At 68.5% G+C, this 15,032-nt stretch carries 15 protein-coding genes, 1 tRNA gene and 1 pseudogene; 8 read left to right on the plus strand and 9 right to left on the minus strand.

Features of this window, described 5'->3' with window-relative positions; all coding sequences use genetic code 11:
• Positions 1-14: 14 nt before the first annotated feature.
• The gene (locus ACIRD7_RS25355) at positions 15-896 is read left to right on the plus strand and encodes a hypothetical protein (protein ID WP_403457097.1); all 882 of its coding nucleotides are present in this window, start codon (positions 15-17) and stop codon (positions 894-896) included.
• A 43-nt stretch (positions 897-939) separates the two neighbouring features.
• Here ACIRD7_RS25355 and ACIRD7_RS25360 read toward each other — a convergent pair whose 3' ends face one another.
• Positions 940-1,737 (minus strand): hypothetical protein, encoded by a 798-nt coding sequence (locus ACIRD7_RS25360; protein ID WP_403457504.1) that lies wholly within the window; start codon positions 1,735-1,737, stop codon positions 940-942.
• A gap of 282 nt (positions 1,738-2,019) precedes the next feature.
• Here ACIRD7_RS25360 and ACIRD7_RS25365 point away from each other — a divergent pair, with 282 nt between their 5' ends.
• Positions 2,020-2,790: a calcium-binding protein gene (locus tag ACIRD7_RS25365; protein WP_403457099.1), complete on the plus strand. Its 771-nt coding sequence runs from the start codon at positions 2,020-2,022 to the stop codon at positions 2,788-2,790.
• A 524-nt stretch (positions 2,791-3,314) separates the two neighbouring features.
• Positions 3,315-3,878, plus strand: coding sequence for a dihydrofolate reductase family protein (locus tag ACIRD7_RS25370; RefSeq protein ID WP_403457101.1), 564 nt, complete (start codon positions 3,315-3,317; stop codon positions 3,876-3,878).
• A 365-nt stretch (positions 3,879-4,243) separates the two neighbouring features.
• Here the strand turns inward: ACIRD7_RS25370 and ACIRD7_RS25375 are convergent, their stop codons facing one another.
• Positions 4,244-4,582, minus strand: a complete 339-nt coding sequence (locus ACIRD7_RS25375) for a hypothetical protein (RefSeq protein ID WP_403457103.1) — start codon at positions 4,580-4,582, stop codon at positions 4,244-4,246.
• Between the two features lie 127 nt (positions 4,583-4,709).
• On the opposite strand from ACIRD7_RS25375, the gene ACIRD7_RS25380 reads away from it, so the two are divergent.
• Entirely contained in the window at positions 4,710-5,201 is a 492-nt protein-coding gene (locus ACIRD7_RS25380) for a hypothetical protein (protein ID WP_403457106.1), read from the plus strand.
• Between the two features lie 180 nt (positions 5,202-5,381).
• On the opposite strand, the gene ACIRD7_RS25385 is transcribed toward ACIRD7_RS25380, so the two are convergent.
• From ACIRD7_RS25385 to ACIRD7_RS25400, 4 genes are all read right to left on the minus strand, one after another.
• Positions 5,382-6,083, minus strand: coding sequence for a polysaccharide deacetylase family protein (locus tag ACIRD7_RS25385; RefSeq protein WP_403457108.1), 702 nt, complete (start codon positions 6,081-6,083; stop codon positions 5,382-5,384).
• Between the two features lie 110 nt (positions 6,084-6,193).
• The gene (locus ACIRD7_RS25390; protein ID WP_403457111.1) at positions 6,194-6,862 is read right to left on the minus strand and encodes a glycoside hydrolase family 11 protein; all 669 of its coding nucleotides are present in this window, start codon (positions 6,860-6,862) and stop codon (positions 6,194-6,196) included.
• Between the two features lie 335 nt (positions 6,863-7,197).
• Positions 7,198-8,370: a DUF6777 domain-containing protein gene (locus ACIRD7_RS25395; RefSeq protein WP_403457114.1), complete on the minus strand. Its 1,173-nt coding sequence runs from the start codon at positions 8,368-8,370 to the stop codon at positions 7,198-7,200.
• A 230-nt stretch (positions 8,371-8,600) separates the two neighbouring features.
• On the minus strand, positions 8,601-9,002 hold the full coding sequence (locus ACIRD7_RS25400) for a hypothetical protein (protein ID WP_403457117.1): 402 nt from the start codon (positions 9,000-9,002) through the stop codon (positions 8,601-8,603).
• Between the two features lie 176 nt (positions 9,003-9,178).
• On the opposite strand from ACIRD7_RS25400, the gene ACIRD7_RS25405 reads away from it, so the two are divergent.
• Together ACIRD7_RS25405 and ACIRD7_RS25410 are read left to right on the plus strand one after the other, a co-directional pair.
• On the plus strand, positions 9,179-9,856 hold the full coding sequence (locus ACIRD7_RS25405; protein WP_403457120.1) for a response regulator: 678 nt from the start codon (positions 9,179-9,181) through the stop codon (positions 9,854-9,856).
• A complete protein-coding gene (locus ACIRD7_RS25410) occupies positions 9,853-11,736 on the plus strand; it encodes a sensor histidine kinase (protein WP_403457122.1) in 1,884 nt (627 codons plus the stop codon). The genes ACIRD7_RS25405 and ACIRD7_RS25410 overlap by 4 nt, the downstream gene beginning before the upstream one ends.
• A 603-nt stretch (positions 11,737-12,339) precedes the next feature.
• Here the strand turns inward: ACIRD7_RS25410 and ACIRD7_RS25415 are convergent.
• Positions 12,340-12,411 (minus strand) — tRNA-OTHER (locus ACIRD7_RS25415).
• 115 nt (positions 12,412-12,526) lie between these two features.
• A pseudogene (locus ACIRD7_RS25420) lies at positions 12,527-13,269 on the minus strand (transposase); the annotation flags it as partial.
• A gap of 77 nt (positions 13,270-13,346) precedes the next feature.
• Here ACIRD7_RS25420 and ACIRD7_RS25425 point away from each other — a divergent pair.
• Complete coding sequence (locus tag ACIRD7_RS25425) at positions 13,347-13,829, plus strand: hypothetical protein (protein ID WP_403457125.1); 483 nt, start codon at positions 13,347-13,349, stop codon at positions 13,827-13,829.
• A 454-nt stretch (positions 13,830-14,283) separates the two neighbouring features.
• A complete protein-coding gene (locus tag ACIRD7_RS25430) occupies positions 14,284-14,499 on the plus strand; it encodes a hypothetical protein (protein WP_403457128.1) in 216 nt (71 codons plus the stop codon).
• A 66-nt stretch (positions 14,500-14,565) separates the two neighbouring features.
• Here the strand turns inward: ACIRD7_RS25430 and ACIRD7_RS25435 are convergent, their stop codons facing one another.
• On the minus strand, positions 14,566-14,694 hold the full coding sequence (locus tag ACIRD7_RS25435; protein ID WP_403457131.1) for a hypothetical protein: 129 nt from the start codon (positions 14,692-14,694) through the stop codon (positions 14,566-14,568).
• Positions 14,695-15,032: the final 338 nt, after the last annotated feature.

The following is a 15,032-nucleotide window of genomic DNA, read 5'->3' on the forward strand; positions in this document are numbered from 1 at the left end:
CGGAGAGTGACGTGATGGACCTGGACACTGTCGCCGACGAGCTGTACAGGCTGCGGCCGGAGGAGTTCACAGCCACCCGCGCCGCCCGCATGGCCGCGGCCCGCACGGCCGGCGACCGTGCCCTCGCGGACCGCATCGGCAAGCTGCGTCGCCCCAGCCTGTCGGCCTGGGCCAGCAACCTCCTGGTCCGCGAACGGCACAGCGAGGTCGAACCGCTGCTCCGCCTCGGCGAGGGCCTGCGACAGGCCCACCACGACCTGGACGGAGCTCAGCTGCGCGAGCTGAGCCGGCAGCAAAGGGTCCTGGTCAGCGCACTGTCCCGGCAGGCCGGCCAGCTGGCCGCACAGGCGGGCCACCCGATCAGCGAAGCGGCCCACCACGAGGTGGAGAGCACCCTGCGTGCCGTCCTCGCGGACCCCGAGGCCGCCCGGGAATGGGCGAGCGGCAGACTCGTACGGGCACTCACGGCCGACGCGGGCTTCCCCGCCGTGGCGCAGACGGCCCCCCGCCGCAAGGCGGAGCCCGCCCCGGCCAAGCCCGCCCCGGCCAAGCCCGCGCGGGCGGCACGCCCCGACCCGGAACAGCGCCGGCGGCTCGCCCAGGCCCGCAAGGACGCCGACAAGGCGGCCCGGGAGCTCCGGGCACGCGAGGACGAGGCGGCGAGCGCGAGCCGCGAGGCCTTCGCGGCCAAGAAGAACTGGGACAAGGCCCAGCAGCGGGTCGGCGACCTCACCGCCGAACTCCAGCGCGCCAGGGAGGAGCAGCAGCAGGCACGCGCCGAGGAACAGCGGGCCCGCGAGCACGCCCGCACGGCGGACCGCCGGCTCAGGGAGGCGCGACGGCAGGCGGAGGCGGCCGCGGCGGCGGTCGAACGGGTCGGCGGACAGGGGTCGTAGGGCCGCGCCCGCCACGCCAGTGCCGCTCGCGGCGCGGTGCGGGTCAGTGGTCGTCGCGGATGGTGGTCGCGATGCCGTCGCTGATCACGACCTCGGCGGAGAAGCCCTTCTTGGCGGCGGCCTCCAGCTCGGCCTCGGTGCACTCGGTGCCGCCCTGGCCGCCTTCACCCGTGTTCGTGTCGCCGCAGATGTCGCCGTAGCCCCAGATCTTGGTGTCCTCGGCGAGGAGGAACTGCTGCTCGACGCCCTTCATGTCGGACACCGTGTACTTGCCCGGCGCCAGGTAGGAGACGTTGCCGAACCAGGTTCCGCTGACGCCCTTGCCCTCGGCGGAACGGCGCTCGGTCACCTGGGTCGCGATGCCGTTCCGCATCTCCACGTCGGCGCTCACGGCACCCTTCTTGGCGGCCGCCTCCAACTGGTCCAGCGTGCAGGGCGCGTCGACCTTGGAGCCCGCCTCGCCGCAGATGGTGCCGGCGCCGTGGACCTCGGTGTCGTCGGCGACCAGGAACTGCTGGTCGGTCCTGCCCGGTACGGAGACGATGTACTTGCCCGGGGCGAGGTAGCTGACGGTGCCGTTCTGGAAGGTGCCGCTGACGCCCTTGGGGTTCGCGGAGTCGTGGGAGCCCTCGGATCCCTTGGGTGTTGCAGAGCTCTCGGAGCCTTCGGAGCCCTTGGAGCCCTGGGAGTCCGAGGCCTTTTCCGCGGCCGCCGGCCTGCCTGCCCCGGTTCCGCTCTTGCCGGAGGAGTCGGTGCCGGTGCCGTTCTGGCAGGCCGTCATCAGCAGCCCGGCGGTGATCGCGGCGGCGGCGACGACGGCGTTGCGCAGGTGGCGGTTCATCACGGGAGGTTCCTTCCGGGCGGCTGGTGGGGAGCCGACGGCTTTCTCCGCCGGTCTCCCGCTCTGTGCTGACTATGAGGACCGCCGGAGCCCCGGGGTCACGCCCGTCTTCCCTTCAGGACACCGCTGTGGCACGCCCGTGACACGGCGACACGTCCGCCGCCGGTTGAAGCACAGGCAACAAATCAGCCAGGTTGGCGTGAACGCAGTACACTCCGTCGACTGATCGTGGTGCCTGCGGCGGGGGGCCGACTGACAGGCCCTGACTCTGGTGGGGACCTCATGCGCTCAATCGCCCTGGGCACCGCTCTGTCCGGTGCCCTGGCTCTCGCTGCCGTCACTGCTCCCACGGCCCAGGCCGACGAGGTGTGGGGCGGGGACACGAAGATCGTCGATGTCACGGTGAACGGCGGCAAGCCCGTCGCGGTCGGCGTCGCCGACGTCGTCACCTTCCCCGGTTCCGTGACCGCCACCGACCCCGCCGGCATCGAGACCGCGGGCGTCCACGTGTGGCACGGGACCGGCGAAGAGGACACCGACATGACCGTGCCGAAGGGCACTCGTACCTGCACGGCCGTGAACAGCACGACGAAGACGTGCCGGGTGACCTTCAGCCTGGACCCCCGCTCCCTGGAGGAGAACGCGTGGGCGGGGCGCTGGAACGTCGCCGTCGACGCCTTCGACAAGGGCAACGGCGGCATCTCGCTGAGCGTCTACAAGTACGCCTACATCCAGCGCTACTCGAAGCTCACGGTCAACGCCTCGCCGGAGCCGGTCGCCAAGGGCAGGACCATCACCGTCACCGGAAAGCTGACCCGGGCCAACTGGGAGACGCACGACTACCGCGGTTACACCAACCAGCCGGTCAAGCTGCAGTTCCGCAAGGCGGGCACGGACACCTACACGACGGTCAAGACCGTGTACACCAACAGCACCGGCGACCTGAGGACCACCGTCACGGCCTCGACCGACGGCTACTGGCGCTACTACTTCTCCGGCACGAGCACGACCGCGACGGTCAAGACGGCCGGCGACTACGTGGACGTACGGTAAGCAGGAGCCCTCACACAGCCTCGGTGAGGCGCTCGGCATGCGGGAGCTCGTCGTCGCGAACGGGACTGGACCGCGCACCGCGCAGCTCCCACCGCGTGATGCGGCCGTCGGGGCCCTCGAATCGGGCCCCTGAAAGGGCAGCCTCGATCCGCCTACGGACTTCCGCCTCCTGCGCGGGCTCGGTCACGAACAGCACACGCAATCGAACCTCGTCGCCGGAACGTTCGGCAGCGGTGTGGTGTGCCGCCAGCGGACACGGGGGCTGATGATCCCAATCCCCGCAGAGCCCGGCCGTGACAGCCGCACCGGGCGCCCTCACGTCACCGTCGGCTGCGAGGACGAGGACGGCGTCATGGGCGAATGCTTTGCGCACGGGTTCATTGTGGACCTGTCCGGCCATGGGGAGGGGGCCTGTGCGGTTTGGTCTCGTCAGGTGACAGTGGCCAGGGGATCCGGCGAGCCGCGATGAGTTCTGCGGCCTCCGGCGGTCTTACTGTCGACCCCGGTACCGAGGAGGACCCCCGATGCGGCGCGTGACCTATTCCATGAACGTCTCACTTGACGGCTACATCGTCGGGCCGGACGGCAGTTTCAACTGGTCGGAGCCCGATAAGGAGGTCTTCCGCTTCTGGATCGACGAGATCCGGGACGTGGGCGTCCACCTGCTGGGACGCCGGCTGTACGAGACGATGCTGTACTGGGAGACCGCCGAGCAGGACCGCCCGCTCGACAACGATGAACTCGAGTGGGTCGCGCTCTGGAATCCGCTCCCCAAGGTGGTGTTCTCCACCACGCTGTCCGAGGTGCAGGGCCAGGCCCGCCTCGCCTCCGGCGGTCTGGCGGAGGAGATCGAGCGGCTGCGGGCCGAACCGGGGGAGGGCGACATCGCGATCGGCGGGGCGACTCTCGCCGCCGAGGCGGCCGAGGCGGGGCTGATCGACGAGTACCGGGCCGTGGTGTACCCGGTGCTGGTCGGCGGCGGCATCTCGTTCTTTCCCCAGCGTGAGCGCAAGGTGGGCCTCGAACTCGTCGAGACCCGCACCTTCAACTCGGGAGTCGTGTATCTCCGTTACCGCGTGACGCGTTAGGCGAGGCGGGCGAGTTAGGCGCGTTGGCCGACTGGTCCACCTAGTTGGACCGGGCGGCCGGGGGAGAGAAACCCGTGCCCCGCGCCCTACTCCTGCAGCGCCACAGCCAGCTGCGCGTCGATCGCCGACAGCGTCGAGAACCGCCCGTTGCCCACGGCGACGTCCGGGGTGCGGTGGTTCTGCGTCGCCTTGAGCGCCCGAGCGGGCGGGCATGGACCGACCCGAGCCCAGTGGCCGACGTACGACGTCCGATCATCGCCAGCAGGGGCCTCGTGCAGTCCGCATGTCGAACGACCGTCTGCGAAGCGTCCGAGGCTCGCGCCACGCGGTCCGTGACACCGGTACCGGTACGGGAGCCGCGCGCCTCAATCGCCTTGAAACCACAAGTAGCTGCCAGGGGTGCCGGCGCACTGCTCCAACATCGCCGCGAGGTCGTCCAAGGCGGCGCGCTGTCGCGCATCCCCGCATCGCTGTCGCAAGGCGGGGATCTCCCCGAGGGCGGCTGCCGACTCCTGCTCGTTCATCAGCAGGTCTCCGTATGGATCAGCTGCTGTGAGCCGTCCCTGAACTCCGAGGAGCCGGAGCGAGCCGAGCACATCGGCCAACGCGTCGCCGTGGCCGTAGGAGCTGCGAAGAAGTGTCGAGCGGGACTTGCGCCAACTGCGCGCCGGCCGCGAGGAATGCAACTCCAGATCAATGCCCATGCACTAATGATGCGGCCTCGATCGGATGCGCTCCAGGGAGATGATGCTCTCAGAGTGGCGGCTCACCTGCGACGGAGCTTGGTGATTCAATCTGGTTCCCAAGTTGCGGTAAACGTACGCTGCCTACATGGAGTTGGGGACTCTCGCTGTTGCAGCCATAGGAGCGATCTTCGGCGTCGGGACGACTCTTGTCACCGACCTCGTGCGATCGCGTAGAGAACAAGACCGGTACTGGAATGAGACGAAGCGTGTGGTATATGCGCGCTTCCTGACATCTCTAGCGCAGACGCATAGCCGCATGATAATGGCTGCATTTCGCGAGCAACCAGATGACGTCCGGCGGCAGGGCGTTCACGATGCCTTCCACAACGACCCTCAAAACAGTGATGCCAAAGCCGTTCTACGAGAGTTGGCCATTGTTTCTCCGGATCACGTTCATCAAGCCGCTCTGCCAGTCTATCGACAGCTCCGCATCATTCGTGAAACCCTCGCCGCCCAGCCCCTTCGGCCAGAATCGGCAGAATATGAGGCAGTAAGGCAGCCGTTCTTCAAGGAGTTGGAAAATCTACAGAAGGTCATGCGAGACGACCTGCAACCGGGAAAGCCCTGTCGGCCCTAGAACGGCTGACACAGTGACGTGAGTCGTCTACCGGCGCCTACAAGGACAGCAGTACGCGCCGGTGATCGTACGAGTCCGCCGGGTGGTTACCTCTCGCGCCAGTTCACGCACATGTGCGGGCCCGATCCCGGGATCCGTTCGTGTCCCAGGTCGTGATGACCGTCGCGGGGAACGGTACGTTCACCGTGCCGCTCCCGCCTCCGATGCCGCCGACGGAGCCACGGCGCGGCCGGTTTGCGGGGAGATCATGCCGGCGCACAAGTTGCGGCTCGCCAGCCCCTGCGCGATGCGGGGGAGGGCTGCGCGGGAGTTGGCGGCCCAGTCGTGCATGAGGATGACCTGGCCGCTGGTGAGCCGGCCGGCCGCCGCCACGATCGCGTCGGTGCTCGCGCCGTTCCAGTCCTGTGAGTCGACGTTCCAGATGATCTCGGTCAGGCCGTACCTGGCCGCGACGGCCTTCACCGTCGAGTTGGTCTCGCCGTACGGCGGCCGGAACAGCCTCGGCGTACCGCCGCCCGCGGCCGCGATGGCCTGCTGGGTCCGGGAGATCTCCGAGTCGATCGTCGCCTGGCTCTGCTGGGTCAGATGCGGGTGGGTGTAACTGTGGTTGCCGACCCACATGCCGGCATTGACCTGCGCCTTGACCTGGGCCGGGTAGGCGGCGGCGTACTGGCCCTGGTTGAACATCGTGGCCCGCAGCCCGTTCTGCGTGAGCGCGTTGAGCAGGGCAGGGGTGTTGCTGGACGGTCCGTCGTCGAAGGTGAGCCCGACGTACCCGTTGCAGGCGGCGGCCCGCGCCGGGGCGGCGGTGTCGACGGTGAGGGTGCCGGCGGCCGCGAGCGCGGCGACGACGATGAGCGAGAGACGTGGTGTGGCTTTCATGAGGAGCGGTCCTCCAAGCCTGGGGGATTCGGAAGTCGGCGCCTGGGACTGGGGGACGGCGCGGTCGCCCCGCGACGGCTGCTCCGCAGCCGCCCCCTCTCCGAACTGACCTAGCTCACCGTGATGTTGGAGCTCCCGCTGCTCTGATATCCCTCGGTGGCGAGGATCATGTAGTAGCTGAAGCTCCCCAGGCGCATTCCGGCGCGTGCCCAGGCGTCGAAGTGGTTGCCGGTGGTGATGGTGCCACCGGTCCGCTTCGACTGCCGGACACTCCAGTACTGGTTGAACGTGCGAGTTCCTTCGACGGACGGGGCGTTGTAGCGCGTGGTCTGGTAGATGTCGTACGTGCCGCCGTCGCTGGTGACAGTTCCCTTGTACGTTCCCGTGGGCCGGTAGGTGCCCCAGTTGTCGACGATGTAGTACTCGACGAGCGGGTTGGACGTCCACCCGTAGAGAGTCAGGTAGCCGTTGCCGGACGGGTTGAAGCTGCCGGAGTAACTCACGGTCCGGCGTGAGCCGTTGCTCCAGCCCTTGCCTGCGACGAAGTTCCCGGTGTTACGCCACGAGGTGCTGTAGTTGCCGCCGGAGTTCAGGGTCATGGACACCGTGCCCTGGCTGTCCGTCCAGAACGAGTAGTAGTACCCGTTGTTGGTTCCGGTCTGGTTCGTGGTGATGACCGTGGCCGCCTCGGCGGTGCCGGGCAGGGCCAACGTGGCTCCGGTGGCCAGCAGCAGGGTGCAGACGCTGCGGCGCGTCGGGTGTGCGGGTCCGTCGTTCATGAGCGTGCTTCCTCCTCGTCCTCGTCCTCGTAAGGAGCTCTGCCAACGGCGAACAGTTTTGATATGGCCCTGCCAACTGTCAATAGTTTCGACGTTGATTCCGAAACATTCGATCAGCTAGCAGCGCGCTCTCAAGGGGCATTCATCCTGCTCATGGCCGTGATCGATGAAGAGGGATGGCACGTTCGCCGCCACTCGCGAATGTGAGATCAAATTTCTAAGTTCGTCTCACCGAATGTTTCGAAGGCGAATTCTCCCGCCACGCGGCCCGCTATCACGCAAACGGCCCCGGACGAGGAGTCCGAGGCCGAGTGGAATGCCTCCCTGGGGAGGCCTCAGGAGGTGCTGCCGACCAGGCCGTCCGAGGGCGGGGGGTCCGGTACGGGGGGCGTGTCTCCTGGTGCGGTGACGTCCGTCGGCGTCGGAGTGGCGAGCTCGCCGGGCGCGGGGGTCACTTGCGGGTCGGTCACTTGCGGGTCGGTCGCCTGTGGGTCGGTCGTGACCGGAGCGGTGGCCACCATGAGAGTCACCGTGCTGGAGGCCGGGACCTCTTCGCCTGCGGCGGGGCTCTGGCCGAGGACGGTGCCGGGTTCCACCGCCTCGGAGGGCTCCGGAGTGGTTTCGACGGCCAGGCCCTGATCCTCCAGGATCCTTGAAGCCTCCTCGACGGAGGACGAGGTCACGTCGGGCACCTCGACGTATCCGCCGGTGTCATCGCCGTCGTCCTTGGCACCGGCCCCACCCGGATCCTCGGGCAGGGAGGTGTCCTGCGCGCCGTCCGAGCCCGCCGGCCGTTCCAGCCCGGCGTCCGGCTCCTGGACGTCCACCAGCCGGTACGCCTCGACCTCGTTCCCGACGTCAGTGGGCTCGACCTTGACGACCTTGTCCTGGTCGTACGACGTCCACTTCTTGTTCGTCCCCTTGAACTCGACGTCTGCCTTGTCGACATCGTGCTCGAACGCCCCCAGCGGATTGCCGCAGCTGCACTGCACCACGGGCTTGCCGTACAGATCGACCAGGACCGCGATGCCGGCCTCCAGCAGCGCGTCGAAGGCGACCGCCTTGCCCTTCTTGTAGTCGTGGTTCTTCACCAGCGTGTCGTTGCGCAGCAGAACGGGCGTCAGTTTCCGGACGAAGCCGCCGATCTCGTCGACGTCGATGCCCTGCGTCTTGGCCCACTCCAGGGCCTTGTTCCGGTTGGCGGGGTTCTTGAGGAATCCGACGAGTTTCGTCTTGTCGCAGCTCTTGCCGTTCCGCGTCCCGCCGTAGAGGCCGGGCTGGTCGCCCTTCTGCACGCCGCCCCCGCGATTGAGTCCGTCACCGATCGCGCGGTCGGCGGCGATTCCGAGGGCCTCCACGAAGAAGGGCGCGGCAGCCGGGGCCCCTCGGGCGACCGCCTTGACGGCGACCCTGGCGAACGGCCCGCACCCGGTGACGGCCGGTCCGACGATGCTGAGGACCACGGCGAGCAGGACCGCGACCCTGGTGATCCCCCGTTGGTGATTCATGCTTCTCCTTCGCTGAGAGAGTGGTTCTCGTCCACTGAGAGAGCGGTTCTCGTCCACTGAGAAAGTGGTTCTCGTTTACTGAGAGCGTGGTTCTCGGGCGGTTTCCGCCCCGGCGCATGCTGGGCCGGGGCGGTTTTCTGCCCCGGCGTATGCCGGCCCGCCGCCGGACGCGTCCGGCACTCCCCTCGCGGTGCCGGACGCGTCGACGGCGCCCCTCGGGAAACGTCACGTCACGTGGTGGCCGATCCCGGGGCCGGGCGGGACAGGACCAGGGCGATCACGACGACGGTGACCACGATGAGGACCGAGACGGCGGCCACGACCCAGGCCGGGACGCCGGTGACGAACAGCGCCGGGAGCGCGGTGATCGCCGACAGGATCCGGGACCCGGCGACGACGCGCGAGCCGGCGCGGTTGGCGGTGCGCCAGGTGTAGACGACGGCGACGACCGTGATCAGTCCGAGGACGGCGTCGGCGACGAGCACGCCGGTCGGCGGTCCGGGCGTGTCACTGTCCGACGCCGGAATGCCGGCCACGTTGGTCATGTCGAGCAGCCCGAGTGCTGCGGCGAGCCCGAGGCCCACCTTGTTCTTGCGGCTGAGCGTGGGCCGCACCGCTTGTGTCGCGCCCATGTCGAGTCCCCCGTATGGATGTTGGGGCCGCCGGTGCGGCGACCCGGTGAACCGAGGATCCCGTCCGGACCCCTCGACGCGCATCGTCAGATCCTCCCGGCCGTCCGGGAGGATTTCCCGCGTGGAGGGAAGGACGAACTCTCCCTGCCGGGAGGCCCGTCGGCCATCATCGGGACATGACCTCCCCCGCCGCCGGTCCGATTCGGGTGCTCATCGCCGACGACCATCCCGTCGTCCGACGCGGTATGAGCGCGTTGCTGGCTTCGCTGGACGGCGTGGAGGTGGTGGCGGAGGCGGCGACCGGTGAAGAGGTGCTCCGGGAAGCCCAGTTGAGCCGGCCGGACGTCGTCGTGATGGACATTCAGATGCCCGCGATGGACGGCGTGGAGGCGACCTCGCGACTGGCCGCCCTGCTGCCGGACGTGGCGGTGCTCGTGGTCACGATGTTCGAGGACGACGAGACGGTGGTGTCCGCGATGCGCGCCGGCGCCCGCGGCTACCTCCTCAAGGGCGCCCAGCAGGAGGAGATCCTGACCACCCTGCGCTCGGTCGCGGCCGGGCAGTACGTGATCGCGCCCGGTGTCGCGGCACGCCTCCTCGGTCGTCTCTCCCCGGCAGCCGCGCCGGCCGTCCCCTTCCCCGGACTGACCGTCCGCGAACGGGAGGTGCTTGACCGCGTGGCCCGGGGATACACGAACGCCCGGGTCGCGGCCGACCTGGCGCTGGCCGAGAAGACCGTGGCGAACCGCCTGTCCGCGATCTTCCTCAAGCTGGGCGTGAGCGGGCGGACCGAGGCGGTCATCCTGGCCCGGGAACACGGCCTGGGCGGTGGCGCGCCGGAGGCCGCACCGTGACGGTACGACGCCTGAGCACGTGGCTCCTTCTCGCGCTCCTCGCGCCTCTGGCCACCGCGGCCCTCGCCTCCCTCGCGCTCGCTCCGCCCTCCCCCTCCGAGCAGTGGGCGATCTGGGCGGTGATCGTCGGCACATTCCTGGCGCTGTGCTGCGGAGTGGTCACCGCCCGCAGCCCCGGTTCGGCGGTGCCTCCGTTTTTCTGCGCGTCCGCGGCCGCCCTGCTGGCCGCACCGCTCGCGCTCGCCGCGGGCGCCGGCGGCCTCGCCGTGGTCCTGGCCGTTCTCGCGTCCACGGTGGCCCTGCCGCTGGCGGCTTTGCGCGTCGTACCGAAGCGACCACCGTCCCGGCTGCTGGTCTACGTGGACGCGGCCGTCGTCGGCAGCGGCGCCGGCTGCGCGTCGGCGGCGGTGGTCGGTACGGCAGCCGCTCAGGTGGCCGCGGGGATCGCCGTCGGGACCGTGATGCTCGCGGGCACGTGGGTGCTCTTCGAGGTCACCGCCGGGGACGACCGGCGCCGCGTGCTGTGGCTGGTGCTGGGCGCCGCCACGACGACGCTGGGCGGCATGGTGCAGTTCGCCGCCGAGAACTCCCTGCCCATGGGGCCGGTGGCCACCGTCGTTGCGACGAGCGTGCTGTCGCTGCCGCTGCCCCTCGCGATCACCGTCGCGCTCGTCGCGCCGCGGCGGGCCGACGTACGGGTCGTGATCCGCGGTGCCTCCGTCCTGATCGTCATGCTCGCGCTGAGCGCGGCGGTGTACGAGGGGGTCGCGGCGGTGTGGGAGATGGTGGTGGGATCCCGGCCCGGCAAGGGGGTGCCGGCGCTGCTGGCAGCCGGGATCGCCGCCGGGTACCAGCCGGTACGACAGCGGGTCGAGGCGAGCATGGACGAGATGCTGTTCGGCAGGTCGGCCGACCCGGTCGAGACCCTGACCCGGCTCGGTACGGACCTCACCGCCGGCGCCCCGCCGCCACTGTGGCTGCACACGCTGCGCTCCACTCTCGGCGTGCCCGGCATCGCCCTGCGCCAGGACGGGACCGCGGTCGCCACAGCGGGCGTCATGGACGACGGCCACACCACGCGTATCGCCCTGCGCGCAGGTGCGGAGCACGTGGGTGACCTTGTGGTGTGCCTTCCGCCCGGGCACCTGCGGCTGCCCCGGGCCGCGACGGGGGTGCTGGAGCTGGTGGCGGCGCCGCTCGCCCAGGCCCTGCACGCCGCGCGGCTCAGTGAGCAACTGCGCGTCTCCCGGGGCCGGGTGGTGAGCGCGCTGGAGGACGAGCGCCGCCGGATGCGCCGGGACCTGCACGACGGTCTCGGACCGGCCCTGACCGGCATCGCCTACACCGCCGACGCGGCCGTCAACCTCATCGCCGCCGACCCGGAACGCGCCGTGGAGACGCTGCGCGGGCTGCGCGCCGACATCGGCGACGCGATCACCGAGATCCGCCGGATCGTCTACGGCCTGAGGCCCCGTGCTCTCGACGAACTCGGCCTCGTGGACGCCGTACGCCAGCGCATCGCCCCGCTGTGCGCCTCGGACGGCCGGCCCCTGACCTTCACGATCGACGCTCCCCGACGGCTGCCGCTGCTTCCCGCGGCGGTGGAGGTGGCCGCGTACCGGGTGGCCGTGGAGGCCGTGACCAACATCGCCCGCCACTCCGACGGCACCACCGCCGCCCTCACCCTGGAGTTCGCGGACCCCGCGCTCCTGCGCGTCACCGTCGCCGACCGCGGCCACTGCACCGAGACGTGGACACCCGGAGTGGGCATCCAATCCATGTACGAACGGGTCGAGGAGATCGGCGGCACCCTCACCATCCGCACCACCCCGCAGGGCGCCACCGTCACCGCCGACCTGCCACTAGTCCTCCCTGCCTGACGGGGTGCCCCTCCACAACGTGCACTGCCTGAGCCACCGCTTCTCCGCTGCGCGTGTTGCGATCCCAAGGTGGGAGCGTAGTGTGACGTATATCCACAAAACGCGCAAGAAGGGGGCGTTTTGTCATGATGAAACGTGTAGGGCGAGTCGTAGCGGCTGCGGCACTCGTGGCAGCCGGCATCTTCGGCGCCTCGGCCCAGGCCTTCGCCGACCCCAAGCCTCCCACCAATGGCGGAAACGGCGCCGGACAGAGCGGTCAGTGCACAGGACCTGCCGCTGAACGTCCGACCTCTTGCCAGAGCCCTGGAGGCGTGAGCGGTCGGTAAACGGCCGATCACGGCACGATTGTCATGAAACTTACGGCCTCGGTCGCCCCGGGGCCTTTACGCTGCCGCCGCTAAAGTCGCGGAGCCGACCGTCCCCAGCCACAGCGGGTTTCTCCCTCACGCGCTCGCACCGTACGTGGGATTCGGCGGCCCAACGTGGCTGCACGGAGCAGGACTTGAGCCACGCGTTCGGCGTCGGCTGGCAGCCACCACCGCCGTTGATGTCAGAAGTAGATGTCAAAGGCCCCGGACCATGACCGGTCCGGGGCCTTTTGGCTGGTGCCCCGGCAGGATTCGAACCTGCGACACCCGGTTTAGGAGATCATCCAGGCGATCCGCTGGTCAGGGCTGAAGCTTCCCCTGCCTCTCCGAATGGTGCGCGGCGGGCCATGCTGGTACGGCAACGTCTGCTGGCGTTGCCGCCAACGACTGCCGTCGGTCGTCCCTGGGCCACACGCCGCACGCAGTCGGGCGATGCCGAGCATGGCGTGGTGCACGCCGTCGCCCTTGAGGCGGCAGTCGCGGAGGATCTTCCAGCCCTTCATCCGGGCGAAGGTGTGCTCGACGCGGGCGCGGACCTGTTTGTGGGAGCGATTGTGCTTCTCTTTCCAGGCCGCGAGTTCCTCGCCCTTACGGCGGCGGTTCGGGACGACCAGGCCGGTGCCCTGGTAGCCGCCGTCGGCGATAGTCGTTGTGGTGCCGACTGCAGCCTTGGCCCCGGATTCCTCCCAGCCGCGGGCGTCGTGCCGGTTTCCCGGCAAGGGCCGACCGACCACGACGATCAGCCGGGTGTCAGCGTCGATGACGACCTGGTGGGCAGTGGAATAGCGGTAGTTCTTCGACTGCTCGGCCACCGAGTGGTCGCGGGTGGGCACCAGGGTGCCGTCGACGATGAGCACGGTGTCTTTGCGGAACTGCTTCCGCTGTCGGAGTGCCAGCAACGGACCGATGTGGTCGATGATCCGGTCAGCGGCCGACTTGGAGATCCCGAACAACAGAGCAAGCTGTCGCGTCGTCAAGTTCGTGCGCCAGTACGCCGTCACCAGCAGGACACGGTCCTCCAGCGGCAGCTCCAGGGCCGGCCGCGCTGCTGATCCGAGGCTTGCTCGCGTCGCACCGAGGCAACCAACTTGCCGAAGCAGCGCGAGCTCAGTCCGGTGAACGGCTCTATCCAGGACGGAACCGACGCCGTGATCACACCAGCCACCACGTGATCGTTTCACTCGGTGAGAAGCAACCATCGCCCCCCCACCTTCTCGGCCTGAGCCGGTCCAGAATGCCGCTATGGCCGACGAAGAGCACGACGAGGCAGACGCACGCTCATTCCTGTCATGCGCCACCGAGGTGGCGCGGCTGATGGATCTTGAGTACGCAGCCGACGTGCCGGAAGCACGCCGCGCACGGCACCTGGCCCAGGCGGTGCGCAAGCCACTACTCGAACGCGCCCACCTGCCCGAGGAGTTCTTCGCCCCGTTGCTGGCCGCAGCTGTCTACGACCCGGACCCCAGTTTCTGCCTCTGGTTCGTCGAACCCGCGGTCTACGCCTTCGGGCGCCGCCGAGTTATGACCGCACTGCTCGACTACCTACGGACAGGCACAGACGCAGAGCAAGCAGGCGCCAAACGGGCCTGGTACTGCGCCCATGTACCGCTCCGAGCAGACCGGTCCCCGGCCTACGCACCCGGCGGAAGCCGCGATCCCGCCCTGGACGAGTCCCGCGATGTGATGGACGAGTGGCGAGAAGCCCTTCAGAGATCAGCCATGTAAGACGGCGCCGGCGCCGTGGGGCCCTTGCTCACTCTGCCCACTTACGGGACAGAACTTAAAGGCTGTTGCACAACGGCTGGTCGATCTTCCGGGTCTCCTTCATGCGGCGTTCCAAGAGGCAGGAAGGCATGCATATTCGGGTAGTTGACCTTGCTGTCGATGGCTGGATCTGAGCGAGATCGCCGTTGTGCAACAGCCTTTAGCCAGGTCTGGCCCCACCCGCGTACGCGATCTTCCAAACTGGTGCTCTAGACATGTGCGTCTTCGACTCGAAAGAACCGATCTTGATACGGATCGGGCCGACGTTCCGAGGGGTGATCATGCCGATTGACAGGGACGTTCACGGCGAGAACGTCGGGCAAGACGGGCCTTGGTGACGCAAAGCCACCAAGCCTATCAGGCTGTTCAGAGTTGAATCTGGGACCAAAGTTGACTGCCCTTGCAGTCGGGGCCCATGGTGGAACGAAGACCTGCAATCGAACAGCTCCGGCAGGTGATCTTTATGGAAGCCGCAATCCGTAAGCGCGCGGCCATCGCCGCGTGCGGCTTCGCACTCTGTGGAGCCCTCGCCGCCCCAGCGGCCATCGAAGTGGCCTCGGCTATAACCGAAACCGAACAGACCCAGGTCGACGCCGAGCGGAAGAAGCCGAAGAAGCCGCCGAGGAAGTAGGAGGGGCGAACGACGTACAAGAAAACCCCCGACCCAACAGGGTTCGGGGGCTTTCTGTGTTGCGGCCTACTGCCCTTGTACGTCTTCGATCGCGATCACGGCGTGCGCCGGACGACCGCCCCTAAGTGGCTTCGCCTTCGGTGTCTCCTTCGGCTCCGCCTCGGTGCCCCGCTCGTACAGCTTGACGAGCGGCACCGCGTCCTTTTCGCAGAGAAAGACGTCCTTATCACTGTATTTCGACTCGAATAAATTCACCGTCGCCTATCGAGGGTTTCAGTCCCTCATGTGTCGAGAGTCGCCTGTGAATCCTCGAATTGGCTGTTTATTATACTTTTTTAGGCTCTGGTCGCCGTCCATGCTGTACAGCAGAGAAGTACAGCAACCACAGCAGCCGACCGTGTCTCGTGGCGTCCTCGTAAGGCCGTAGCGCGCCCCGTATGACCGCCGCCGACCGATCCACATAGAGCTACGGATCAGAATGCTTCTGACATCCACGACTGACATCAACGACGCCGGACAGGGGCACACGCCAG

The organism is Streptomyces sp. NPDC093568 (assembly GCF_044764945.1).
Lineage (GTDB): Bacteria > Actinomycetota > Actinomycetes > Streptomycetales > Streptomycetaceae > Streptomyces.